The sequence below is a fragment of the Clostridia bacterium genome (assembly GCA_034926675.1).
Lineage (GTDB): Bacteria > Bacillota > DTU025 > DTU025 > DTU025 > JAYFQW01.
The window spans coordinates 15,668-39,863 of sequence record JAYFQW010000089.1; the positions used below are offsets into that span (position 1 = coordinate 15,668).

Sequence of the window (24,196 nt, forward strand, 5' to 3'; positions counted from 1 at the left end):
CGCACACTACGGGGGAGGGAAAGCGCAATGAATCCTACACGGCGCGCGTCATTCCTTGTGGCTTTGTTGCTCTGCGCGTTGATGATTCTACCGGTTGGAGCGGGCGCGCAGTCATCGGCCTACGAATACATCGTCAGGGGCGAGCAGTATCTGAGCCAAGGGTATGCTGACGATGCGATACGCGAGTTCGGGCAGGCCATCGCTTTGGAACCCGCCAATACCAGGGCTCATTTTGGACTAGGACGTTCGTATGAACTCCGGTCCGGGGCGGGGCGGGTTCTCGCCTACCGGATGGAACTGATGACGGAGTCGGAATCAGTCAGGTCTCTCGAGTTTCCGCCGCTTGCGGATCGGGGATACCAGGACCTGGACCAGGCAATAGCTGAGTACGCCAAGGCAGTCAGCTATTCCCCTGCGTATAATGAGGCGTTCTATCGCCAGGGGGCGCTGTACTTCGCTTCAGGCAGGAAAGCTGAGGCCCGCGCTGCGCTGGAGCGAGCGGTGGCCTTCGATCGCACATCGCCTGCATCAGCGGCCCTGTTGGCCCAGGCGTACCTTGAGGACAATCAGGTGCAGGCGGCATCCTCGGTGATCACTGCGGCAAGGTCAGCCGGGGCTGACCAGTGGAACCCGCTGCTGTTGGATGCATCCGGGGTTATTGAGCACAGGGCCGGCAGGTACGATTCGGCGGAGCAGCTTTTCGCGCAGGCTGCGAACGGCATAGAGGCTCCGGCATACGTAGTGAAGCATCTAGGTGATGCCCGAGCCATGCGAGGTTCGCACGCAGCTGCCCTCGATGCTTTCAGGCAGGCCGCATTCAGGGATTCCGATGCCATACTCGCGAAGGACGCGCTGGGAAACATATACAGACTGTCAGACCAGCCAGCGACTGCTGCTGACTACTTTGCCGCTGCAGCGACCGCGAACCCAGGACTCATCCGGGCAAGGTTCGGCCTAGGCTCCGCTTACCTCGAATCGGGGCAGGCAACAAGGGCGGTGCAGGTCTTCACTGAGCTTGCTGACGCTATGCCCGTCTTCGGGTCCGACACTGCTCTCACACTCAAGGCCATCGCCCAGTGGAGATCGGGCAATGCCGGAGCTGGTCTCACTACGATCAACGATGCGCTCGGCATTAACCCATCCAACCGCATTGCCCAGATCTACAAGCCGCGCATTGAGGCAGATGCACGCCCTGCTGGGGTCGGCGCGCTTTCGCTGTCTCCGAGATCGGTTGATGTTACCCCCACATCCGGCATCAAGCCGTTCTCAGGGGTGGTCATTAACAAAGGCGCGAAGGCAACCAACAACGTCAACGTGAAACTCGCTGTGTACAGCGAGTATAAGCAGGTATCATTCTCGAATGACAACTCCAATTGGAGCACCTGGTTTGCGAAGGATGCAGAATACGGGGAGTTTGCGTGGACACTGTCTTCCGGCGATGGCCAGAAGACAGTGTATGTGAGGTTCCGCGGGTTCCTATGGTCTGTGATACCCGGCGAAGCAGGTTCAATTACCCTCGACACCACGCCGCCTACGGTTCAGGCAAGCATGTCCCAGTTGCAGCAGGTCGGATACACTCCTGACAACAGAGTCAGGATCACCCTCTCCGCTAGCGACGCAAGCGGGATAGCAGGCTTCTGGCTATCGAGCAACGGTGCGGACTGGCGCTGGTTCCCATGGTACCAAGGGGAATTCGCTGTGGCGATGCCAGCCTACGGCCAGTCTCAGTTCAAGGTGTTCCTGTCGGTGGTGGATGGGGCAGGCAACCACGGGTCAGCAGAGGCCTCGCAGGTCCCCGCTGATACCCGACCGCCCGTAATCTCAGGCATACAGGCTGCCAGAGGTGCGTATGACTTTGTCGTCGTCTCCTGGGTGACTGATGAGTCCTCCGATTCGTTCGTTGAGTACTGGCAGACGGGCCTGCTGCCCGGAACGCCGAAGAGAGCCGGAAACTTCGACATGACCACAGCTCACTCGGTGCCCATTTCCGGGCTTCGCACTGGTGTTGCCTACGGGTACAGGGTCATTTCCCAGGATGCGGCGGGCAATCGTTCGCAATCCGCTGATATGACCCTCAGAATCGCCCAGCAGGATACCACTGCTCCTACAGTGAGGCTTACGATAAACTCCGGTGCGCGTTACACCAACAGCAGAAGCATACGGCTTGAGATCACTGCTCAGGACGATTCGGGTGGACCGCTGGAGATGACCGTAAGGGATGATAGGTCGTCCTTCGGACCATGGCAGCCGTATAGCGCCTACGCTTCCTGGCAGCTATCGGCTGTCGATGGGGTGCGCACCGTCTCAGTGCGCGTGCGTGATGCTGCTGGAAATGAGGCACAGGCCGATTCGTCGATCACCATGGACACGATGCCCCCGTCCATCAGCCGTGTGGACGCGAAGGCGATCGGAACCAGCAGCGCGTCCGTAACATGGACCACAAACGAGGCTTCCGATTCGTACGTCGAATACTGGACGTCCGGCACTCCGGCAAAGGTAGGCTTTGCCGAGATGGTCACCGCCCACTCCGTCACATTGTCCGGGCTCAGAACAGGAGTGACGTACGGATTCCGTGTCATGTCCCAGGATGCGGCGGGCAACCTTGCTCAGTCGCAGGATTTCACATTCAGGCTGCAACCGCAGGACTTCACACCGCCAACTGTGAGGCTCCGGATCAACGGTGGAGCGCAATCTGCCAGTAATCGGCTGCTGCAGCTTGAGATAACTGCCCAGGATGACTCTGGCGGGCCGCTGGAGATGTCGATCAGAGATGACCGCACCTCGTTCGGTGCGTGGCAGCGCTACACTACGTATGTCTCCTGGCAACTCAGTGCGGGCGACGGCAGGCGCATGGTGTCGGTGAAGGTGCGGGACGCTGTCGGCAATGAGACGCAGACCGATGCGTACATCACCATTGACACAACACCCATCGCTAACCCGCCTACAGGAGGCATTTCCATCAATAATGGGGCAGTATGCACCAGATATACTGCGGTGCAGCTCAGTATCTCGGCACGGACCGATTCGGGAGGTCCGATTGAGATGCGCCTGAGGGAGGGTGCGGGGGGCTGGACTGGCTGGCAGCCCTACGCCTCGCAGATGACATACAGGTTCACCCCTGGAGATGGCGCAAAGACCGTGTATGTTGAGTTCCGCGACATGTATGCGAATGTGAGCCGCACGTACTCCAGTTCGATCACCCTCGACACGCGTGCGCCGAGGATTACGAACGTGCGATCCTCGAATGTGGCCACGAACTCGGCCACGATAACGTGGAACACCGACGAATCTGCGACCTCGACTGTGGAGTTCGGGCTGTCCGGGATAGGCATGAGCAGCTCCATGGGTGACAGGTCAGTCTCATCGTCTGAGGCATCACAGCCTGCGGGGGATGTGGGCTCAAAGGCAGTGATCGTCACCCCCGTGAATCCGGGATCGCTGCGCACGAGCCACAGCGTAGCGCTGACAGGGCTCAGGGATGCAACCACCTATTATTATCAGGTAGTATCTAGGGACGCGGCCGGGAATGTGGCGGTCTCCTCGGGCTACTCATTCACGACCCAGGGCAGCGCGCCGCCGCCGCCTCCTCCCCCGCCGCCTCCTCCGCCTCCACCGCCTCCACCGCCTACGCCAGGTGGAACGATGGTGAACTGGGCCGCGGCATCGAACGGAGGGAGGGCGAGCGCATCGTCCTTTGCTGCTGCGAATTCCGCTGGACCAGGCAAACCCAGTCTGCTTGCGAACGACGGCAACACGAGCACATTCTGGGAGGCCAGGAATCCTGGCGACGGATCTACTTCCGAATGGCTAATGATCGAGTTCTCACGTGCACAGAATATCAACGGCATCAAGCTCCAGTGCGATGCAGCGCACTTCCCAATGGACATGTCGGTGGAGGTGGAAACGAATGGACGCTGGATCCAAGTTGCGACTGTTGCCTCCAAGGGACAGTTGGAGAAATACCTGAAGGCCTCGGGCAGCTCTGCGACATTCGAGTTCTCGTTCAGTGTCGTGTCTGCCACAAAGGTTCGCTTCGTGATCAGAAGGGTATCGAACCCGACTGTCCCAGTCCAGGTGCGTGAGGTCGAGGCATACTACACCGGCAAGTAGACGGCGGCGCGCAGGCCGCTGAACAGGCCCGACTGCCGCACCCGCAGGGGTGCGGCAGTCGGATGTCACGGAGGGAGTACGGAAGTTGGGCGGAACGGCGTATGATGTGATAGTTGTTGGAGCAGGGCCCGCCGGCATCTTCGCAGCCCTTGAGCTTGCCCTTAAGAGCAGCCTCAGGATCCTGATAGTCGAGAAGGGCCGCGGTATTGAAGGAAGAGTCTGCCCGGCATTGCAGAAGAGCGGCGTGTGCCTCCGATGTGATCCATGCAGCGTGGTTTCGGGGTGGGGCGGCGCCGGCGCGTTCAGCGACGGGAAGCTGACTCTGTCCACCGACGTGGGCGGGATGCTTGACAACTACATCGGCAAGGAACGGCTGATTGACCTGATGAAACAGGTGGATGAAGTGTACCTGGAGTACGGCGCTCCAGACTCGGTGTGGGGCGAGGAGGACGAGAAGATCGCCGCGCTGAAGGATCGCGCCACATTGGCGGATCTTGCGCTTGTTCCGGCCAAGATAAGGCACCTGGGCACCGGAAGGACCGCGCGCATACTGTCTGGAATGCGTGAGCGTCTTGAGGGGCGAGTGGATATCGATCTTTCCACGCAGGCGAGAACGATCGTCGCGATGAATGGGGTCGTGGATGGAATCGAGACATCCCGCGGCCAGTTTGTTCAGGGGAAGTACGTGATCGTAGCGCCTGGCCGGGAGGGAGCTGCCTGGCTTGCTGAGCAGGCGGCGTTGTTGAGGCTCCGAACGGCCATCAACCCGGTGGACATCGGAGTGAGGGTGGAACTGCCTGCGGCAGTGATGGAACACATAACCGAGGTCGTATACGAGTCCAAACTCGTGTACTACTCTCGCTCTTTCGATGATAAGGTCCGTACATTCTGCATGTGTCCCCATGGTGAAGTCGTGACTGAAAACAATGCGGGCCTCGTCACTGTGAACGGGCACACGTATTCCGACTGCACGACTGAGAACACAAACTTCGCCCTGCTGGTGAGCAAGACGTTCACTGAGCCGTTTAAGGAGCCGATTCTGTATGGAAAATACGTTGCTGGGCTCGCGAACCTTCTGGCTGGCGGAGTGCTCGTTCAGAGGCTTGGGGATCTGATTACTGGGAGGCGCACGACCCAGGATAGGCTGAGGAAGGGCACGGTGACTCCTACTCTGAAGGATGCCACCCCGGGAGACCTCAGCCTGGTTTTCCCATATCGGCACCTGGTGGACATAATCGAGATGCTGCAGGCGCTTGACAAGATCGCACCCGGGGTCTATTCGCGGAACACCCTGCTATACGGTGTTGAGGTGAAGTTCTACTCCAACAGGCTCGAGCTTACTTCCGCTCTGGAGACTCAGGTGAAGAATCTCTTTGCTGCTGGAGATGGAGCGGGAGTGACTCGCGGTCTTATGCAGGCTTCGGCCTCGGGTGTGGTGGCGGCGAGAGAGATCCTGGCGCGCGCCGGAGGGGCATAGATGGGCGCCGTGCGGCTGAGAAAGGGCCGCGACGGGCGGGCCAGGTCAGGGCACCCATGGGTTTACCAGGGCGAGGTCTCAGATGTCGTTGGCAATCCGCGGGACGGCGACATCGTGGACGTGGAGAGCGCGACAGGGGCGTTCATCGGACGGGGCTACATGAACCGGATTTCTCAGATCATCGTCAGAATCCTGACCTGGAAGAACGAGCCTGTAGATGAGTTTTGGTTTCGCGCGAAGCTCGCGGAGGCCTTTCGTTACAGGCAGATTGTCGCACCGGGAGTAGGCTCAGTCAGATTGGTCCACTCTGAAGGAGACAGCCTGCCTGGGCTTGTAATCGACAGGTACGGCGACTGCCTGGTGTTCCAGATCCTCACGCTCGGCATGGAGGAGCGTCGCGACCTTCTGCTTAGGGAGGCGCTTGAGATCTCAGGGCTCGAGCGGGCCTACGAGAGAAGCGATGTGAGGTCCAGGGAGCATGAAGGGCTGGCGCAACGTTGCGGTTTCATGACAGAACCCTTCGATACCGGCGTGGACGTGATCGAGAACGGCTTTGCCTTCAGAATCGACATTGCACATGGGCAGAAGACAGGCCACTTCCTCGATCAGCGGGAGAACAGGGCATCGATGGCCCCCTACTGCGACAATGCCAGGGTGCTCGACTGTTTCTGCCATACAGGCGCATTTGCAGTGCATGCAGCGGGGTACGGAGCGATGGAAACGGTCGGAATCGACATATCCACTCGCGCGGTCGAGGACGCCAGGTCCAATGCGGAGCGAAACGGGCTCGGCGGCAGATCTTCATTTGTCGCCGGGAATGCCTTTGACCTGCTGAGGGAGACTTCAGTTGAGGTGACGAAGGGGCAGCGCGAACCGTACGATGTGGTGATACTGGATCCACCGGCCTTCGCCAAATCGCGAAGCGCTGCTGAGGCCGCGGCAAGAGGCTACAAGGAGATCAACCTCAGGGCCTGCAAGGCCCTGCGCGAAGGTGGATTCCTCATCACATCATCTTGCTCGCATCATGTGGATGAGGGCGCTTTCATATCGATTGTGGAGTCTGCTATCGCCGATGCGGGGCGCCGCGCGAGACTGGTTGAAGTTCGCACCCAGTCCCGCGATCACCCCATCATGGTGGGCGTGCCTGAAACGAAATACCTCAAGTTCCTGGTTCTACAGGTGATGTAGCCTGATTGGGCCTTCACAGGTCCTCGTAGGCTGCGTGGAATCAGAGCGGGCGGGGGATAATACGGGGAACTGGATCTTGTTGCGTGAGGTGGTGCGCATGCGCAAGCCGACTCCGATATCCGCCCGCCCATTGCATTTGCGCGGCAGCGTGCATGGGAACTCTATGACGAACGCTTCCCCCGGCGCTTCGCCCGGCGATTCTGGCGTGTCTCACGCATCAGGCTCGCCCGGCGCATCGCGCGTGCCTCCACCCGCAGGGGCCGAGGCTCGGAGTCAGGCGGACTACATAGTGGCTGCCCTGGGCGCTCCGCCCGACCTCATCGTAAGGTCATTGCGCCATGGCGCGATACTGCTGTTCCTCGGGTCATTGGTTGACGATGTCTCAATCAGGCGCGACGTCCTCGAGCCCATGGAGTCCATTTCCGCGAACGATCTCAAGACTGAGGAAGCACTGGGAGCGGTCGTGCCAGTGGCCGGGCTGTCGTCGGCCGAGAACCTCGACTTCGCCATCGACGCGCTATTGTCAGGGCAGGCGGCGCTTGCGGTGGACGGTCGCACTGCGCCCTATCTGCTGGATCTGGCGCGAGGAGTGTGCCGACAGGTGACTCCTCCGATTTCCGAGCCTTCTGTGAGAGGCCCGCGTGACGCTTTTACTGAGAAGCTCATCGACAATATCGCGCTCTTGCGCCAACGGATGAGGGATAGGCGCCTGCGCGTGCACTGCACGACCGTGGGCAGCGACACCCACACCGAAGTGGCCGTGTGCTACATGGAGGGCAAGGCGTCGAAGGATGTGGTGGACGAGGTCATCCGCAGGCTCGGGCAGGTGGACGCGCCCGACATAATCGACAGTGCTTTCCTCGTGCCCTATCTGACCATGAGAAGATGGAGCCTGTTCCCAACGGCCATATCAACTGAGAGGGCCGACCGGGCATGTGCCGGCATTGTGCAAGGCAGGGTGGTTGTGCTATGCGATAACTCCGCATTCGCCCTCGCCGTGCCAGTGCAGCTCGTGACTTTCTTCCAGGCCAGTGAGGACTATTACAACCTGAGCATTCACTCCCTTCTTCTTCGATCGGTGCGGTTTGCCGGGTGGATCATGGCCACGATGGCGCCTGGGATCTACGTGGGTCTGGCTTCATTCAACCCCGGCATCCTTCCGCCGAGCGCCATCAGCACTCTGGCGTCATCTCGGATGGGAGTGCCTTACCCTCCAGTGGTGGAAGTGCTCATCATGGATATCGCTCTTGAGATGCTCTCGGAGGCCAGCACCAGGCTTCCCACGTACGTAGGAGGGGCTGCCACCGTTGTGGGGGGCCTGATACTCGGAACCGCTGCGGCACAGGCCAAACTGGTCAGTGCAGTGATGATCATCGTGGTGGCAATAACGGCCATCGGGTCCTTCCTCATACCGAACTACCAAAACGGGCTGTCGTGGAGGATGGCCAAGTACGTGTATACAGCGTTCGCCGCATTCGCGGGGATATACGGCATTGCAACTGCTGGCCTGCTGCTCCTCACCTACCTGTGTTCCATCGATGTGCTTGGTGTGTCGTATCTGTCGCCATTTGCCCCTTGGAGGTGGAACGCGATTGCAAAGGACACCATCATGATCATGCCTCCCGAGCTATCTGCCGAACTCCAGCGGAGGCAGCGGGCGGATGAGCGGGCCGCGACGGGAAATGAGTAGTCAGTATGTGAGCTGGCCGGAGGCAGCCTGGCTCATCATGCAGTACACCATCTGCGCAAACCACCTGTTCATTCCGCAACTGCTGTACAGCATGTGTGGACGTTCAGCGTGGGTGGTGACTCTTGCTGCCGCGCTTCCAGCTTCAGCGGGAGCGTGGGCGGTGTACTCTCTGCACGCGAAGCACCCAGGGGATCGGGTCGGGCAATTCCTTCCCAAGGTTGTGGGCAAGGTGATTGCGGCGCCGCTTCTGCTCCTCTACACTGTGTTCTGGACGGGCGGCGCCGCGGCAAACGCAGTGGTGTTCGCTCACTACATGTCAAGCACTGTGCTGGTTGCGACTCCACTCAGTGTTCTGGTCGGGTCCACCGCAGTGATCATCGCCATGGTATCGCTGTGCGGGCTGAAGACTCTCGTGAGGCTGTCCGACTCTCTGCTCTTCCTCATACTGCCGATTAGCATCTTCATGTGGGTCGGGCCTGTATTCTCGCACAGGCTGGATCTGACGAACCTGATTCCGTTTCGGATAGAGGAGGTCGCTGCGAATCCGTTCATGCTGGCGATGATGACTATAGGGATGTATCACGGCTATCTTATGGCCTTGATAACTGGCCCGGTGATGAACCCTCGTGGTCGGACGACACTCGTGGCCAGCATCGCAGGGACACTTGCGGCTGTTCCAGCGTTCTTCACATTCGTGTGCTATCCAGTGTTAGTGCTCGGCTGGCCAATGGCGGAGGATCTGACTTACCCGGCAGCGTCGTTCATGGAGGTCGTTGCGCCGAAAACGCTGAACATACCAGTCCGGCGAGTCGACTTCATTCTCGCAATGCTTCTCCGATTTGTGATGGTGATAGCCGCGTTTTCCTACTTCTACAGCGCAGCTCAGACCATTACCGATCTCGTATCCCCCGCGCGGAGCAGCCCTCATCCATGGGCCGTGCTGGCCCTGACAGCGATCATCGTGGCATCGCCCTTCGTTTTCAAGGACATGTACATGCTGATGCAGTCATTACAGGTATGGATGGTGTTGAGTGCAGCCATCGTGGGAATCACGATCATCCTGGCGATCGTAGCCATGGCCAGAGGATCAGGAGGTAGAGGAAGATCGCCCAGATGAGACTAGCTGCGCAAAGAGGCGTGTTGGCCGGAGCCGCGCTTGTGCTCGCAGTCATGACCAGTGGATGCTGGGATGCAGTTGATGTTGACAAGCGAGGGTTTGTAGGAATGATCGGGATCGAATCTGTTGGCGATCCCAGTGAACCCATGGTGGCAGTCACCGTGAGGATTCCGACATTCCCCGGGCGGGAACAACCGTCGGGACAGTCAGGGGGCGCCGGGTCGGGCACTTCGCCCTCGGGAGCCCCCAGACCCGAGGTTGCCACGGGAATCGGCATGTATGCGGAGGAAGCCATGGCGACGCTGCGAAGCCGAGGCGGGGGCATTCTCGACCTTTCGGCGCTTGAGTACCTGGTGATCGGCAGCACTGTTCTGCCCTGCGATCTGGCCCGAGCGTTGTCGGCGATCATGTTCTCCCCCTACGTGCCGCTGACTCCACTTGTGTTCACAACTCACGAGAACCCCGCAAGCCTGTTCAGAGTCCAGCTCTCAGGAGGCCGAGACCTGGCTGATCACATATCCGGCATGCAGGCCCAAAGTGAGCTGGGGCTTGGATCGATCCAGTTCAGACAGATCTGGGAGATCGCAGCCATCCTGCGCAACAAGACCGGCGACATCACACTGCCGATCATTGACATGATCGGCAGTGGCGAGCGCAACGTGTATGAGCTCTACTTCGCCGGCGTAGCCGCATATGACGGAACAAAACGCGTGGGCATAGTGGACCCCGAGGATGCGATTCTGCTCGACTCAGTATCGTCCGGAGGCTCCAAAGGCGGAGTGATCAGAGTAAGGGATGGTGATAGGGACATCGTGGTGCGCCTATCCGGTGTCACCCCGCGGGTCAAGGCAGCGAGACGACATGGTCAGCCCGCGATCGCAATAGATGTCCGCGCCTCGGGTCGCCTGATGGATTCCGGGGCCTTGCGGCTTGGCCTGATGGACCGGGATGATCTCAAGAGATTGGCCGGAGTTGTGGAGAAGCATATGGAAAAGCGCCTCCGCTCAATACTCTCGTACCTGCAGGGCCTGAACTCCGACGCCATGAGGTTATACCACCATGTGAGGCCCAACATGCCAGAGATGTCGTTTGACGAGTTCAAACAGGTCTATCCTTCGCTGGATGTGGAGTTCAGGGTTTCCGTGGACCTGACGCGGGCGGGTTTGATGAGATAGATCGCAAATCGTGGATATCGCGATTGCCTACTTGACTGGAGATTTGCTCCTGGTTTATACTAACGTTGCTGTGTTGTTCCAGCGATGCGCAATGAAAGGAGGCCGAACCGATGAACAGGGCAATCATCTTCTGCCGTATCGATATTAGTGGCGCGCGTGCTGTCGATGGGATAGCTGCGTACGGAAATGCCAACGTCGGCTCGGTACGTCTCAGGCTGGAATGATGCGCTGCTAGAACGCGCATACCAGGCCGCGGGCGCTGAGCTCGCGGCCTTCGTGTTTTCTTCTCCTGCTGCAGATCTGGCCGTGGCTTGTGCGTTCGGAGATAGATCAGCTTATGAACCAGGAGGGGTTATATTGTCGGTGGCTATTGAATGCCTCCATGCTCACAAGGCCTTTACGGAGTGTCTCGAAGAGACGGAGCGCGGCCGCGCTTCCGCCCGGCGCCGCACGATAGGCGCGCGGCTCGTAGAGATGGTTGCACCAAAGCGGGTGAAGGTGGAGGCAGTACGGGATATCACGTTTGAGGTAGAGAAAGGCGAGATCTTCGGCATTCTTGGGCCCAACGGCTCTGGCAAGTCCACGCTCGTGCGCCTGATCTCCACTCTGCTGCTGCCTGATTCCGGAACGATCACCGTGTTCGGCCGGGATGTGGTTGGCAACCGGCTGGAGGTGCGGAGGTGCATTAACCGCGTATCGGTGGAAGCAGCCTTCTTCAAGAAGCTGTCTGCGATGGAGAACCTGGAGTATGCGGCGAGGCTGTATGGGGTGAATGTGAGAGATGGAAAGAAGCGCGCCGCGGAGATCCTCTTGCGGCTCGGATTTCCCGAGCGAAAGATGAACGCATCTCTGGAGAATCTGTCCCGCGGGATGCAGCAGAAGGTCGCAGTGGCCAGGGCTCTCCTTACCTCTCCGGCGTTGCTGCTTCTGGATGAGCCCACCACTGGCCTTGACCCGGTGTCCAAACGGGAAGTGCAGGACTTCGTGCTTGAGGTGAGGGATACTCACGACACAACCGTGATCCTCACCACCCATGACATGCAGGAGGCGGATCGCCTCTGCGATCGGGTAGCCGTTATCGACAACGGCCAGTTCGTGGCCATGGACACTCCAGACAACCTGAAGGCGCGGTTCTCCGATGGCGGAGGGGGCCTCCCCACTCTAGAGGAGGTCTTCTTCAAGCTGACTGGGAAGGACCTCGCGCTCGAGGACCCTGAAGGGGATGACTGACATGTTATCATTTGCTGAAGAGGTGAAATCCAGCTACGCCTTGGTACAGCGAAACGTCAACCTTCTCCGACGCTACTTCGGATGGGAATTCGTCTACGTGGTGTACGAGGTAGTCAACGTGCTGACCATAGGGTTCATCGGAGTGAGCGGACCTGCCGAGACCATGAACCAGAGGGTTCTATTCCTAGTGGCTGGGGCTCTGCTGTGGGGCTTTCTGTCGGTGCTGTTCCATGAGGTGGCGGAGTCGGTCGCCTGGGAGAGATGGGAGGGCACCATCGAATACTCATTCATGGCGCCGCAACCTAGAAGAACTTACATGATGGGAGTGTGTTTCTGGGGGATCCTGTACGGATTCGTCCGTACAATAGTGTGTCTTGTGGCCGTGACCCTGGTGTTCAGGATATCGCTTGCCGGGGCGAACCTCTCAGGCGCGTTGCTGACACTAGCGGCATCGAGTCTGGCATTCATAGGGATGGGGCTTGCGGCTGCAGTGCTGCCACTGATCTCGCCGGAGAAGGGATCGCAGGCCGCTCACATTTTCCAGGCTGTAGTTCTCCTCGCGTCCGGGGTGTACTACGACGTGTCGGTACTGCCTGCGTGGCTCAGGCCGCTCTCCGCAATATCGCCAGCAACGTATACGCTCCGTGCCGCCAGGGCTGCTCTGCTCGATGGCGCCGGAGTGAGGCAGCTAATGCCGGATATCCTCAGGCTTCTGGCCATGGGCATTATCCTGATTCCCCTCGGTTTCCGCCTGTTTGAGCTCGCCGAGGAGTACGCGATGCGCACCGGAAAGCTGAAGAGAAACGGATGATGGCAGCGAGATGGCAGCGAGATGGCAGATATGCAGTCGAGAATGAGGTGGGCTCGAACCTCCGGACTTGATCCGGGGTTTCGAGCCCACCTCGGTTCTGCGGGCCATTTACTGCTCAATGAGTATGCTGAGCGTGCTGGCTGGAGCGTGAACTCCAATCGACAGCCTGCGGCAGGAGCTGTCGTAGAAATAGCCGGGGGTTCCGGATGCCAACTCCTGCATGTTCGGGATCTCCGCAAGCCGCTTGCCGTTTACTGTGATTCGCGCGGGCGGTCCGGGCCTGTCCCATACCCTTATCACGCCGAGAGGTCGGGTGCAGGGGTAATTTTCATCTCTGGAGCGGATGTCTGCGGTTATGGTTCCACATTCGGAAAGCGCATAGGAGAGGTCGATGAATCCGAACTCGCCTTTCCGATAGTCCAAGGACGCGCCATCGTCAACATACATAGAGAACTGGCCGCGCGGGATCGAGGCTGATGGAAACAGATCGGCGATCTCGATTGCCTGAACTCTCTCTCTCACGTGGTTCATCTGGCGGCCCCATGGCAGCACGGCGCCTTCCCGGAGGAATACCGGAATCCTGTCGATAGGGCTATCTATGAGGAGATGCTCTCCGACACTCGTGAACACCTGCCCGGTGAGGAGTTCACCCCACCTGCCCTCAGGGAAATACACTATTCGGTGTTCCGCGCCAGGCTGATACACCGGGGCCACCATGATGTCACGGCCGAGCATGTACTGGTCATACATGGTGTGAGCGCGTTCATCGGCGGGGAACTCGTACACCATGGGGCGCATCACTGGCGTTCCGTCTTCTGCGCATTGGCGCATCAAGGTGTAGAGGTATGGTATTAGCCTGTATCTGAGCTTGATGAACTTGCGGCATATGGATGTGTAGGGCTCGCCGAGCGCGTAGGGCTCCTGTGGCGCTGACCGGATCATGGAGTGATTTCTGAAGAGGGGAACAAAGGCGCCAAGCTGTGTCCAGCGCGTTACGAGCTCCGGATCGGAATCGCCCATGAATCCTCCCACGTCAGACCCTACTAACGATACTCCCGACATGCTCATGTTCAGGCACATCGGAACAGATGTGAGAAGGTGCTCCCACCAGCTGGAGTTGTCGCCAGTCCATACACAGGCGTCTCGCTGTATCCCACCGCAGCCTGCCCTGGTGATGATGAACGGCCTCACAATCGGAAGGAGAGTTCGGAATGCCTCCTGGGTGGCCTTCGCCATGAGATTTCCGTAAGCGTTATGCACATGGCAGTGGGCGACCTCCGAACCTGGCTCGCCATGGAGGGCGTCAAGGTCCATTGTCTTCGACTCAGTATCAAAGCAGGCCGGCTCGTTCATGTCGTTCCATATTCCGCGAACTCCTGCGCCAAACAGCGTGGCGTGATTACCGGCCCACCATTCTCTCACGTCTGCACGGGCGAAATCCGGGAAGGCCACAACGCCAGGCCACACGGCGCCGTGGAATTCGGTCCCATCAGGTCTCTTGACGTAGCACCCTCTTGATTTGCCCTCTCTGTACACCTTGCTCTTCGGATCCACCTTCACCCCTGGGTCGACTATTGTGACCACATTGAACCCCTCGTAGGCCAGTTCATCCACAAGACTCTTGGGGTCAGGAAACGTCTCGGGGTCGAACGTGAACACGCGGAATCCGTCCATGTAGTCGATGTCTAGGTATATCGCATCGCACGGGATATCCGACCTGCGAAACGCGCGGGCGACATCAAGCACCTGGCTTGCGGGGTTATAGCTGAACCGGCACTGGTGGTAGCCCAAGGCCCATAACGGAGGGAGCTGCATTCGGCCGGTGAGGTCGGAATATCGGCGCACCACGTCCGGCATCGCGGGGCCAGAGAAGAAGTAGTAGTCCAGCTCATTCTCGAACGCGCCGAACCAGTACTCCCCAGGGTCGACATCAGGGATCACCTGCTCCGGCAGGTCAATCCTAGAGTGAAACGGCGCAGGCGACGGTTTGCCCATGTTGAATGTGGATCTGGCGGCTGTATCCAGGAAGATCCCGTAGAACGATCCTTTGGAGAATCCGATGAAGAACGGGATCGACATGTAGAGTGGATCTGTGTCGGGGTTGTGGGGGTTGACATCTGTGTTCCACATCATCATGGCTGAACCGCGCTTGTCGAGGAACCCCATCTTCTCGCCGAAGCCGTAGAAGTGGGAGTCAGGGGCAAACGACTTGAAACAGCCTGCACCGCCCGCATGCCAGCCCATGCCGGAATCCTCGGAGTCGGCGCATATGAGGCTGCCGTCAGGACGGCGGAACACGATGCGAAGTGGGTTCTTTTCGATCTCCACCTCTACCTTTCCAGTAGAAAGGCGCGCAGACTCCGGGCCATCCTCGACGATCACGTTCACAGTGGGCCACGCAGCGTCCTCCACGGAGAACGATCCGGCTGCACTGCCATGACTGGGCAGCCCGTTCTGCAGGTAGGTCATGTGAACGCGTATGAGATCCTCTGTGATGGCCGTGACTTCGATGTGCGACTCAGGAGCCTCGAGGACGATCCCGGCGGCGGTCGTCGAGGAGCGTGCAATAGGTCCAACGCGGGCGAATCCAATGTGCGGCATGGCATACCCTCCAAGCATCACCTGAAAAACGATGAGAATGGCATATTCTTTGGTAATTCGAGAACGCTCAGCATAACCCTTCCGCAGGGCAAGCCGCAGGAGGTTCACTGAGATGAAAGAATGGACCGTCTTGATTCACCTCCTGGTCACTTTGTCTGCAGCCTTCACGCTTCGCTGGACTACAATTGGCCATCCACGGCATCAGGACGTGTTTTGAGGGCGTGCGGAGCTATCCTGAGCCCAGGTTTTCCATATTCTGGCCGCAGTTTCTGAGCGATACGGAGGTCACCGACGGGTGAGTGACGCTGGGTGGATACTTGCGGTTCAGCTTCTGCTCTTTGGTGGAGTGATATTGACCACCCGTTGGAGCAATCTGGACCATCTCTCCGGACGAGTCATCAAGCAAGGCTGGGCGCCTCAGTGTTTCCGGGCACATGGCGTGCGACTGAGAGCATCTGGAGCGCATTCAGTGAAAATGCAAGGCCTTTTCCGTCAGGATGACGTCCCCCTTGTTCATAGGGGACATTATCTCAGTCGCGCTCAAGGAGGACAATATCACAGACGCATAACAGGCCTGCGCGGTAGCAATTGAACGCACCTGTAAGGTATGCTATACTAAATCGGTCGTATTTTCGAGGCGAGCATGTTCCTCGGAGGTGAAGAGGTTGAAGGATAACATCCATCCCAAGTTCTACATCACAAAGGTCACCTGCGCTTGCGGCGCGACATTCGAGACGGGGGCCACCAGGGAGAACCTAAGAGTCGACATATGCTCCAAGTGCCATCCGTTCTCAACGGGCATCCAGAGGATCGTCGACACCGGCGGTCGTGTGGAGAAGTTCCGAAAGAAACACAACCTCTAGTCGATTCTTGCTTGGGGGCGGTTCCACTACATGGCGTGGGGCCACCCCCAAGAGGCTTGCAGGGTCGGGGTCCTCATGGGCTCCGGCTTTTTCGGGCATCGCATGATGCAGGGGGGATAGCTGTGCAGGGTACGATTCAGGGAACTGGCTGGATCGAGGTCATCTGCGGGTCGATGTTCAGCGGGAAGAGTGAGGAACTCATCCGCAGGGTGAAGAGGGCGAAGATTGCACGGCAACGAGTCGCCGCACTGAAACCTGGCATAGACGTCCGGTTCTCAACCAACGATGTTGTGTCCCACGGCGGGGATAAGATAGAATGCATACCGGTGAGGGATTCCGCAGAGGCGGGGTCGGTCATCCCTAGCGATGTGCAGGTGGTTGCCATCGATGAGGTTCAGTTCTTCGATAGCGGCATAGTGGAACTGTGCGTGCGGCTTGCGGACCGCGGGGTCCGCGTGATAGTGGCCGGTTTGGACTGCGATTTCCGTGGCGAGCCTTTTGGCTGCATGCCTGAGCTGCTTGCTCGGGCGGAGTATGTGTCGAAATTGCAGGCCATATGCGTCAAATGCGGGAATCCCGCGACGAGGACCCAGAGGATAATCGATGGCAGGCCTGCCAACTACACTGATGCTCAGGTGCTGATCGGAGCGAGTGAGGCGTACGAGGCCAGATGCAGAAGATGCCACGAGGTCCCGGGGCGCCCCTCTCGGACAGATACGGTGCAAACAGGAGGTAACAGATAGTGAAACCTCGATTCCAGTACGGAGGCCAGGCTGTTATTGAGGGCGTAATGATGAGGGGGCGGGATTGCGCCGCCACCGCAGTCCGAAAGCAGGACGGCACGATCTCTCTGGATATGCGGGACCTCGATAGCTCCCATCGGCCGGCGATTCTCAAGCTCGCATTCGTCAGAGGGACAGTGATGCTGATCGAGTCGCTGATACTTGGCATGCAGACCCTCATGTGGTCGGCGAACGAGTCATCAGGCGAGGATGAGCAGCTTTCAGGCGGCGAGATAGCACTTACACTTGTGGTTGCCCTTGGACTCTTCATCCTGCTGTTCATTGTCCTGCCCAACGTGCTTGTAACCATGATCCAGAAGCGACTGAATAGCGTGGTTCTGGTGAACCTCATAGAGGGAGTGCTACGGGTAGGGATCTTCCTTGTGTACATCACTGTGATATCGAGCATCAAGGACATCCAGCGCGTCTTCGCGTACCACGGCGCTGAGCACAAGACCATAGCCGCCTGGGAGGCCGGTGAAGCCCTCACAGTGGAGAACGCGAGAAGGCATACCACCCTTCATCCGAGATGTGGAACCAGTTTTCTCCTCATCGTGATGGTGGTCAGCATTCTCGTTTACACCCTCCTTGGCAAACAGACGCTGCTGATGAGGATAGTCAGCAGAATTGCATTGCTTCCCGTTCTCGCCGGGATATCCTATGAGCTGCTGAAGTTCAGCGGAAGGCCAAATGCGCCGGCGGTGGTCCGATGGATGACGGCGCCAGGGCTCGCGCTTCAACGGCTTACAACGAGGGAGCCTGAGGACTCGATGCTTGAGGTGGCTATAGCATCGCTCACGGCAGTCATTGAGAAGGACGAGTCGCGCAATTCCATGGTGGAGGGCCAGTCATGCTAGAAAAGCTGCAGGCCATAGAACAAACTTACGAAGAGCTGGAGAGGAGACTGTCTGATCCAAGCATAGTCACCGATCAGCAGGAGTTCAGGAAGGTCAGCAAAGCTCATTCCGGGCTGAACGATATAGTCTCTGCGTACCGCGATCTGAAGGCAGTCATGGCAGGGATTGAGTCAACTGATGAGATGCTTCGTGAGGAGAAAGACCCAGAGCTCAAGGAGATGGCCGAGGTTGAACTTGCCTCGCTCGAGGAGCGCCGTTCGGCACTGGAGGATAAGCTCCGGGTGCTCCTTCTGCCAGCTGACCCACTGGACGAGAAGAACGTCATAGTGGAGATCAGGGGTGGGACCGGCGGCGACGAGGCCGCACTGTTCGCGGGGAGTTTGTACCGCATGTACACTCGATATGCGGAACGAAACGGGTGGCAACTGGAGAACATGAACCTGAACCCGACTGAACTCGGCGGGTTCAAGGAAGCGATCTTCATGATCTCCGGTGATCGGGTGTACAGCCGCATGAAGTTCGAAAGCGGTGTGCACAGGGTTCAGCGCGTCCCTGAAACAGAGGCATCAGGCAGGATACACACGTCAACAGCCACGGTCGCAGTGCTCCCGGAGGCGGAAGAGGTCGACGTGCAGATCGATCCGAATGACCTTCGGATCGATGTGTATCGGTCGACGGGCCATGGAGGGCAGAGCGTGAATACTACCGACTCTGCGGTGCGCGTGACGCACATCCCCACGGGCATGGTCGTTACCTGCCAGGATGAGAAATCGCAGCACAAGAACAAGGATAAGGCATTGAAGGTGCTGAGGGCCAGGCTCCTAGATAGATATGAGAATGAGCAGCAGTCCGGGATCGCGGAGGCTCGCAAGAGCCAGGTGGGGACGGGTGAGCGCAGCGAACGGATCAGGACGTACAATTTCCCCCAGACTCGCGTCACCGATCACCGAATTGGGTTAACGACTCACCAGCTTGCCGCGGTGCTTGATGGCGATTTGGATGAACTGATCGAGGCTCTGGTCATCAACGATCAGAGTGAGAGATTGAAGAAGGCGGAGTAGCCTGATGGGTGTTTCGAAACCCAATCCTCAGCTGCTTGACGTGCTTAAACTTGCGGCGGACTTCCTGGGTGCACGAGGGGTTGAGTCTCCCAGGCTAGATGCGGAGGTTCTGCTAGCACGAATTCTCGGCATGGATAGGATTCGGCTGTATGTGGAGTATGATCGCCCGCTGGCCCTCTCGGAGCTGTCGCGTTACCGGGAGGAGATCGCCAAGCGCGCGTCTAGAGTCCCTGTGGCCTACATCACCGGCGTGAAGGAGTTCATGTCGGTCGAGTTCCAGGTCGATGGCAGGGTGCTGATCCCAGGGCCTGATACGGAGATTCTGGTGGAGGCCACGCGGGATGAGATCGCTGATGCGGGTATGAGCGCCCCGAGAATCGCGGATATCGGCACTGGCAGTGGCGCGATTGCGTGCGCCCTCGCGAAGATCTTGCCTGGGGCCAGGATATTGGCTACAGACATTTCCCGAGACGCCCTGGAGGTTGCAGCCCAGAACGTGTCGAGGCTTGGGCTTGAACAGCAAGTCGTGCTGGGAAGCGGCGACCTTTTCCAGGCGCTCGCGGCGCCCGAGTGGGAGCGGGTCGATGTAATCGTGTCGAACCCTCCCTACATACCTTCGGGAGATATCCCTGGTCTTCAGCCTGAGATCTCCAAATACGAACCCCGCCTGGCGCTTGATGGCGGCCCGGACGGCCTTGAGTTGTACCGAAGGATCGCCGCGGGTGCAGCTGCACACCTTGAGCCGGGTGGAATAGTGGCGCTGGAAGCAGGAGACGGGCAGGCAGCGCGCATCGCCGAGCTACTGGCAGACTCGGGCCTCCGCGACATCTCGCTTCGGCAGGATTACTCGGGAGTAGATCGGGTTATCATCGGAAGGACGGCAAGGAACAGTAATGGGGACGAGTAATAGAGATGAGTGACAGAGATGAGTGACATCCAGGAGAGTCGCATCTCCACACAACGAATGAGCGTGGACCCTTGCATGCCTGCTCCGGTTCTAGAGGCCCGGCTTGCGGATGCAGCGGACATCATCAGACGGGGCGGGCTGGTTGCATTCCCAACAGAGACCGTATACGGGCTTGGCGCGAATGCACTTGACGGGCGCGCCGTGGCCCGTATTTTCGTTGCCAAGGGCCGACCACAGGACAATCCGCTCATAGTGCACATTGCGGAGATTGAGGCGGTGCACTCTGTGGCCGAGTCAGTCCCGGCGTCAGCTTGGGCCCTCGCGCGCGAGTTCTGGCCCGGCCCTCTCACGATGGTCCTTCCCCGAGGGAAGCTAGTTCCCGAACAGGTGAGCGCGGGGCTTGCCACCGTGGCGGTGAGAATGCCGTCCCATCCGGCAGCGGCGGCACTGATCCGGGCGTCAGGCCTCCCGATAGCCGCTCCATCTGCGAACATATCCGGCAGGCCGAGCCCGACCTCTGCTGACCACGTATGGGCCGATCTCGCAGGGAGAGTTGAGATGCTGGTGGACGCTGGCCCCGCGGGAATCGGCGTGGAGTCTACTGTCATTGACATGACTGTGTGGCCCCCCCTGATTCTGCGTCCCGGGGGCGCGACCGTCGAGGCGATCAGAAGGGTGATCCCAGAGACTGATGTCCTTCCATCCACGGGCATTGAGGCCACTGGACCGGTCAAATCGCCCGGTCTGCGTTACAAGCACTATGCTCCCCGTGCAGACCTGTGGCTGTACCTAGGAGACTGGAAAACCCAGGTAGATGCGGTCGCTCGGCGGGCGGCCATTGAGAATTCGGCTGGCAGACGAGTAGGGCTTCTGATTACATCCGAGACGGCGCTCGCGCTAGGTGCGGTCGGCGTGAGGGCAGTGGTCGCAGAGGTAGGGTCAAGGGCCGATCTTAGCTCGGTGGCATCGGCCCTCTTCGATGGCATGCGCAGGCTGGATCAGGCGGATGTCGACATCATACTGGCTGAATCGTACAGCCGCGCTGGGTTGGGGCTCGCCATCATGAACAGGCTGGAGCGGGCGGCTGGTGGGAAAATCGTGAGATAAGACCGGCGCGGAAGGATATCGGCGCCTTCTTAGAGAAGTGCAGAAAATGGTGGTGGATTCGGTGAGCCGGAGGATACTGGTAATATGCGGCGGGAACACCTGCAGGAGCCCGATGGCAGAGGTGATGCTCAGGAGCATGCTGCTGCGCTCGGGCGCCGCGATGGGCAGTCCTTCGGGTGATGCCGCCGATACGGTGGTCGAATCGGCGGGGGCAGCGGCAGTTGACGGGATGTCTGCGTCGCAGAAGGCCATCGCGGCATTGGCCAGGATCGGGCTGGATCTGTCGGGCCACCGCTCCCGAGCGCTCACTCGCGAGATCATATCGAAGGCGGATGTGATCCTGGCGATGGAGGTCAAGCACGCGGCACGGGCCGTCGAGCTTGATCCGAATGCGGCCGACCGCACTCGAACACTGGCAGATCACAACATTCCCGACCCATACGGAGGGTCGCTAGATGAGTATGAGCGCACGAGGGACCAGATAGAGGCTGCGCTGCGCAAGTACCTGAACGAGGATCGAGGCGATGTAAGTTGAGGATAGCGGTGGGTTCCGACCACGCGGGCTACGAAGTCAAGTGTGAGGTTGTGAAGAGGCTAACCGAGGCTGGCCACGAGGTACGTGATTTCGGCGCGTACTCCACTGAGAGTGTGGATTACCCGGATATTGCAGTTGCGGCGGCTAGGGTGGTCGCCAGTGGCGAGGCAGACCGCGGAATCCTCGTGTGTGGGACGGGCATCGGGATGTCGATCGCGGCGAACAAGGTGCGAGGCGTGAGGGCGGCCCTGTGTCATGATGACTTCACTGCCAGGATGGCGCGTGAGCACAATGACGCAAACATACTTGCAGTGGGTTCCCGCACTACGGCGTCGTATGCTATACTTCGCATGGTCGACGCGTTCCTCGAGACCGAGTTCGCGGGGGGGCGGCACGCCGATAGGGTGAGGAAGATCACAGAGGCGGAACAAGGCCATTGGGGGTGCTAACGATGGGACAAGTTCACGTAATAGATCATCCATTGATTCAGCACAAGATAACGCTTATCCGGGACAAGAGCACTGGACCCAAGGACTTCAGGGATTTGGTTTCGGAGGTCGCCATGCTCATGGCGTACGAGGTGACTCGCGACATGCCTCTGCAGACCGTTGAGGTGGAGACTCCTATTGGGAGGGCCACGGGAACACAGCTAGCGGGCAAGAAAGTCGGCGTGGTGGCCATTTTACGGGCCGGACTTGGAATGGTGGATGGCATTCTCAGGCTGATTCCAACGGCGAAGGTAGGGCACATAGGCCTGTACCGTGACCCTGATACCCTTCGCCCTGTCGAATACTACTGTAAGCTTCCGCCGGATGTGGCCGAGCGGGAGCTCATCATGCTAGACCCGATGCTGGCCACTGGAGGCTCTGCATGTGCAGCCATTCAGTTTGCTAAAGACCGGGGTGCGACCAATATCAAGCTCGTGAACCTCATCGCGGCCCCAGAGGGAATTCAGATGGTTCAGAGTAAGCACCCTGATACCGAAGTATACGTTGCGGCGATAGATGAGAAGTTGAATTCCCACGGCTATATCGTGCCTGGCCTAGGCGATGCCGGCGACAGGCTGTTCGGGACGAAATGACCATGGAAGCAAAACCCGGCTCCACCGGCCGTCCCGCGTGGGACGACTACTTTATGGAGATCGCAGAGGTGGTGGCGAAACGCTCCACGTGCCTGCGAAGGCGAGTCGGCGCGGTGGCTGTTCGGGATAGGCAGATCCTGGCCACTGGATACAACGGCGCTCCTAGTGGGCTTGCCCACTGTGCAACGATTGGCTGTATGCGTGCGCAGCTGCACGTGGCGTCTGGTGAGCGGCATGAGCTGTGCCGCGGCCTTCATGCAGAGCAGAATGTGATAATCCAGGCCGCTGTGCACGGAGTGGCGGTGTCTGGCGCCACCGTATACTGTACGCATCAGCCGTGCGTGGTCTGTGCCAAGATGCTCATAAATGCGGGTATAGCCAGTATAGTGTATTCCGGAGAATACCCTGATACAATGTCATATGAGATGATGCGTGAAGCTGGCATCGAAGTGGTGTCGCTGAAAGGCGGCCATTCCGCCCAGGAATAGGCTGGACGGGGGCATCATATCTGGTTCACGGGAGTGCGTTGACGTGATTAGGTACTTGGGAGCAATACTGTTCTCTACTGCATGTGCATTGCTTCTGACCCCACAGGTTAGGGCTTACGCTATCCGCCGCGATATCGTTGATCGCCCAAGAGAGAGACGTGTGCATACCGCGCCTGTGGCTCTTCTTGGGGGTGTCGGCATGTACATTGCCTTCTCGGCCGCGGCCATGCTTTTCACGAAACTCGACAGAAACACGGTGGGCCTTATCATCGGCGGCGGAGTCATTGTTGCGGTAGGCGTGGCTGACGACATTCTGGAGCTTAGGCCGCTTCCAAAGCTTCTCGGGCAGATCGCGGCAGCCCTGGTCCTCACTATGTTCGGAGTGAAAATCGAGTTCGTGACGAGCCCGTTCGGGGGAATGTACTACCTCGGGGTTCTGTCGATCCCAGTCACTGTGTTCTGGGTAGTCGCTTTCTCGAACGTAGTGAACTTCCTCGATGGTCTGGATGGGCTTGCTGCGGGGGTCTCTGCAATTGGAGCACTGGCCATGGCTTTCGCTGCGTTCGGAAAGGGGCAGGAAAGGCTGGTTGTGCTCTGCTTGAGCCTGGCAGGCAGCGCCCTGGGATTCCTGTATTTCAACTTCAACCCGGCGAAGATATTCATGGGCGATGCAGGAGCGATGTTCCTGGGCTTCACGGTTGCCGGAATATCCGCCATGGGCGCGCTCAAGAGGCCTGCCACCCTGGCTCTGCTCGTTCCCGTTCTGGTGATGGGGGTTCCAATTCTCGATACAGCCTTTGCGATTTTCCGGCGAGTGAAAGAGCACGTTTCTGTGGCAACTGGCGATCGTGATCACGTCCACCATAGGCTTCTCGCGATGGGAATGACTCAGAGGCAGGCAGTTCTGACACTCTATATGGTCAGCGGGTTCCTGGCCGCTGCGGCGTGTGGTGTAGTTGTAGTCGACCCCCGCATCGGTGTTGGAGGCGCTCTCACCGCCCTCGGCGCTGTTGTGCTGGTTGGTGAGAGGTCTGGCGTGCTCAAGGTCGATTCCCGACACAAGTTGACCCGGTAGAACTTGGCGTGCGCCTGGGTCCCGAGGCGCTGCAGCCCCGC

General features: G+C 59.1%; 21 protein-coding genes. 19 read left to right on the forward strand and 2 right to left on the reverse strand.

From position 1 onward, the window contains the following. Positions 1 to 27: 27 nt before the first annotated feature. The 8 genes from VB144_15445 to VB144_15480 all read left to right on the forward strand — a co-directional run bounded on the left by VB144_15445 (position 28) and on the right by VB144_15480 (position 12,798). Positions 28 to 4,110, forward strand: a complete 4,083-nt coding sequence (locus VB144_15445) for a fibronectin type III domain-containing protein (GenBank protein MEA4885021.1) — start codon at positions 28 to 30, stop codon at positions 4,108 to 4,110. Positions 4,111 to 4,195: 85 nt separating this feature from the next. Next, entirely contained in the window at positions 4,196 to 5,587 is a 1,392-nt protein-coding gene (locus VB144_15450; GenBank protein MEA4885022.1) for an FAD-dependent oxidoreductase, read from the forward strand. After that, complete coding sequence (locus VB144_15455; protein MEA4885023.1) at positions 5,588 to 6,775, forward strand: class I SAM-dependent rRNA methyltransferase; 1,188 nt, start codon at positions 5,588 to 5,590, stop codon at positions 6,773 to 6,775. Positions 6,776 to 6,938: 163 nt separating this feature from the next. Further along, entirely contained in the window at positions 6,939 to 8,465 is a 1,527-nt protein-coding gene (locus VB144_15460) for a spore germination protein (GenBank protein ID MEA4885024.1), read from the forward strand. Then, entirely contained in the window at positions 8,458 to 9,582 is a 1,125-nt protein-coding gene (locus VB144_15465; GenBank protein ID MEA4885025.1) for a GerAB/ArcD/ProY family transporter, read from the forward strand. The genes VB144_15460 and VB144_15465 overlap by 8 nt, the downstream gene beginning before the upstream one ends. Then, positions 9,579 to 10,757, forward strand: coding sequence for a Ger(x)C family spore germination C-terminal domain-containing protein (locus VB144_15470; GenBank protein MEA4885026.1), 1,179 nt, complete (start codon positions 9,579 to 9,581; stop codon positions 10,755 to 10,757). Before VB144_15465 ends, VB144_15470 begins: the two co-directional genes overlap by 4 nt. A 363-nt stretch (positions 10,758 to 11,120) precedes the next feature. Further along, positions 11,121 to 11,987, forward strand: coding sequence for an ABC transporter ATP-binding protein (locus VB144_15475; GenBank protein MEA4885027.1), 867 nt, complete (start codon positions 11,121 to 11,123; stop codon positions 11,985 to 11,987). Beyond that, on the forward strand, positions 11,980 to 12,798 hold the full coding sequence (locus VB144_15480) for an ABC transporter permease (GenBank protein ID MEA4885028.1): 819 nt from the start codon (positions 11,980 to 11,982) through the stop codon (positions 12,796 to 12,798). The genes VB144_15475 and VB144_15480 overlap by 8 nt, the downstream gene beginning before the upstream one ends. A gap of 108 nt (positions 12,799 to 12,906) precedes the next feature. Here the strand turns inward: VB144_15480 and VB144_15485 are convergent, their stop codons facing one another. Both VB144_15485 and VB144_15490 read right to left on the reverse strand, forming a co-directional pair. Further along, positions 12,907 to 15,399, reverse strand: coding sequence for a glycoside hydrolase family 31 protein (locus VB144_15485; protein MEA4885029.1), 2,493 nt, complete (start codon positions 15,397 to 15,399; stop codon positions 12,907 to 12,909). A gap of 229 nt (positions 15,400 to 15,628) precedes the next feature. Then, on the reverse strand, positions 15,629 to 15,805 hold the full coding sequence (locus VB144_15490; GenBank protein ID MEA4885030.1) for a hypothetical protein: 177 nt from the start codon (positions 15,803 to 15,805) through the stop codon (positions 15,629 to 15,631). A 259-nt stretch (positions 15,806 to 16,064) separates the two neighbouring features. Here VB144_15490 and rpmE point away from each other — a divergent pair, with 259 nt between their 5' ends. From rpmE to VB144_15545, 11 genes are all read left to right on the forward strand, one after another. Then, entirely contained in the window at positions 16,065 to 16,262 is a 198-nt protein-coding gene (gene rpmE / locus VB144_15495) for a 50S ribosomal protein L31 (protein MEA4885031.1), read from the forward strand. Positions 16,263 to 16,384: 122 nt separating this feature from the next. After that, complete coding sequence (locus VB144_15500; protein ID MEA4885032.1) at positions 16,385 to 17,005, forward strand: thymidine kinase; 621 nt, start codon at positions 16,385 to 16,387, stop codon at positions 17,003 to 17,005. Further along, positions 17,005 to 17,901, forward strand: coding sequence for a DUF1385 domain-containing protein (locus VB144_15505; protein ID MEA4885033.1), 897 nt, complete (start codon positions 17,005 to 17,007; stop codon positions 17,899 to 17,901). Before VB144_15500 ends, VB144_15505 begins: the two co-directional genes overlap by 1 nt. Further along, entirely contained in the window at positions 17,895 to 18,962 is a 1,068-nt protein-coding gene (gene prfA / locus VB144_15510) for a peptide chain release factor 1 (protein MEA4885034.1), read from the forward strand. Before VB144_15505 ends, prfA begins: the two co-directional genes overlap by 7 nt. 4 nt (positions 18,963 to 18,966) lie before the next feature. Further along, positions 18,967 to 19,869: a peptide chain release factor N(5)-glutamine methyltransferase gene (gene prmC / locus VB144_15515; protein MEA4885035.1), complete on the forward strand. Its 903-nt coding sequence runs from the start codon at positions 18,967 to 18,969 to the stop codon at positions 19,867 to 19,869. 18 nt (positions 19,870 to 19,887) lie between these two features. Continuing rightward, positions 19,888 to 20,976 carry an L-threonylcarbamoyladenylate synthase gene (locus tag VB144_15520; protein ID MEA4885036.1) on the forward strand — a complete coding sequence of 363 codons (1,089 nt, stop codon included), beginning with the start codon at positions 19,888 to 19,890 and terminating at the stop codon, positions 20,974 to 20,976. A 46-nt stretch (positions 20,977 to 21,022) separates the two neighbouring features. Beyond that, positions 21,023 to 21,511: a low molecular weight protein arginine phosphatase gene (locus VB144_15525; protein MEA4885037.1), complete on the forward strand. Its 489-nt coding sequence runs from the start codon at positions 21,023 to 21,025 to the stop codon at positions 21,509 to 21,511. Next, on the forward strand, positions 21,508 to 21,960 hold the full coding sequence (gene rpiB, locus VB144_15530; GenBank protein ID MEA4885038.1) for a ribose 5-phosphate isomerase B: 453 nt from the start codon (positions 21,508 to 21,510) through the stop codon (positions 21,958 to 21,960). Before VB144_15525 ends, rpiB begins: the two co-directional genes overlap by 4 nt. A gap of 2 nt (positions 21,961 to 21,962) precedes the next feature. Next, positions 21,963 to 22,592: a uracil phosphoribosyltransferase gene (gene upp, locus VB144_15535; protein MEA4885039.1), complete on the forward strand. Its 630-nt coding sequence runs from the start codon at positions 21,963 to 21,965 to the stop codon at positions 22,590 to 22,592. Between the two features lie 2 nt (positions 22,593 to 22,594). Further along, entirely contained in the window at positions 22,595 to 23,080 is a 486-nt protein-coding gene (locus VB144_15540) for a cytidine/deoxycytidylate deaminase family protein (GenBank protein ID MEA4885040.1), read from the forward strand. A gap of 43 nt (positions 23,081 to 23,123) precedes the next feature. After that, positions 23,124 to 24,155: an MraY family glycosyltransferase gene (locus VB144_15545; protein MEA4885041.1), complete on the forward strand. Its 1,032-nt coding sequence runs from the start codon at positions 23,124 to 23,126 to the stop codon at positions 24,153 to 24,155. The last annotated feature ends 41 nt before the right edge of the window (positions 24,156 to 24,196 follow it).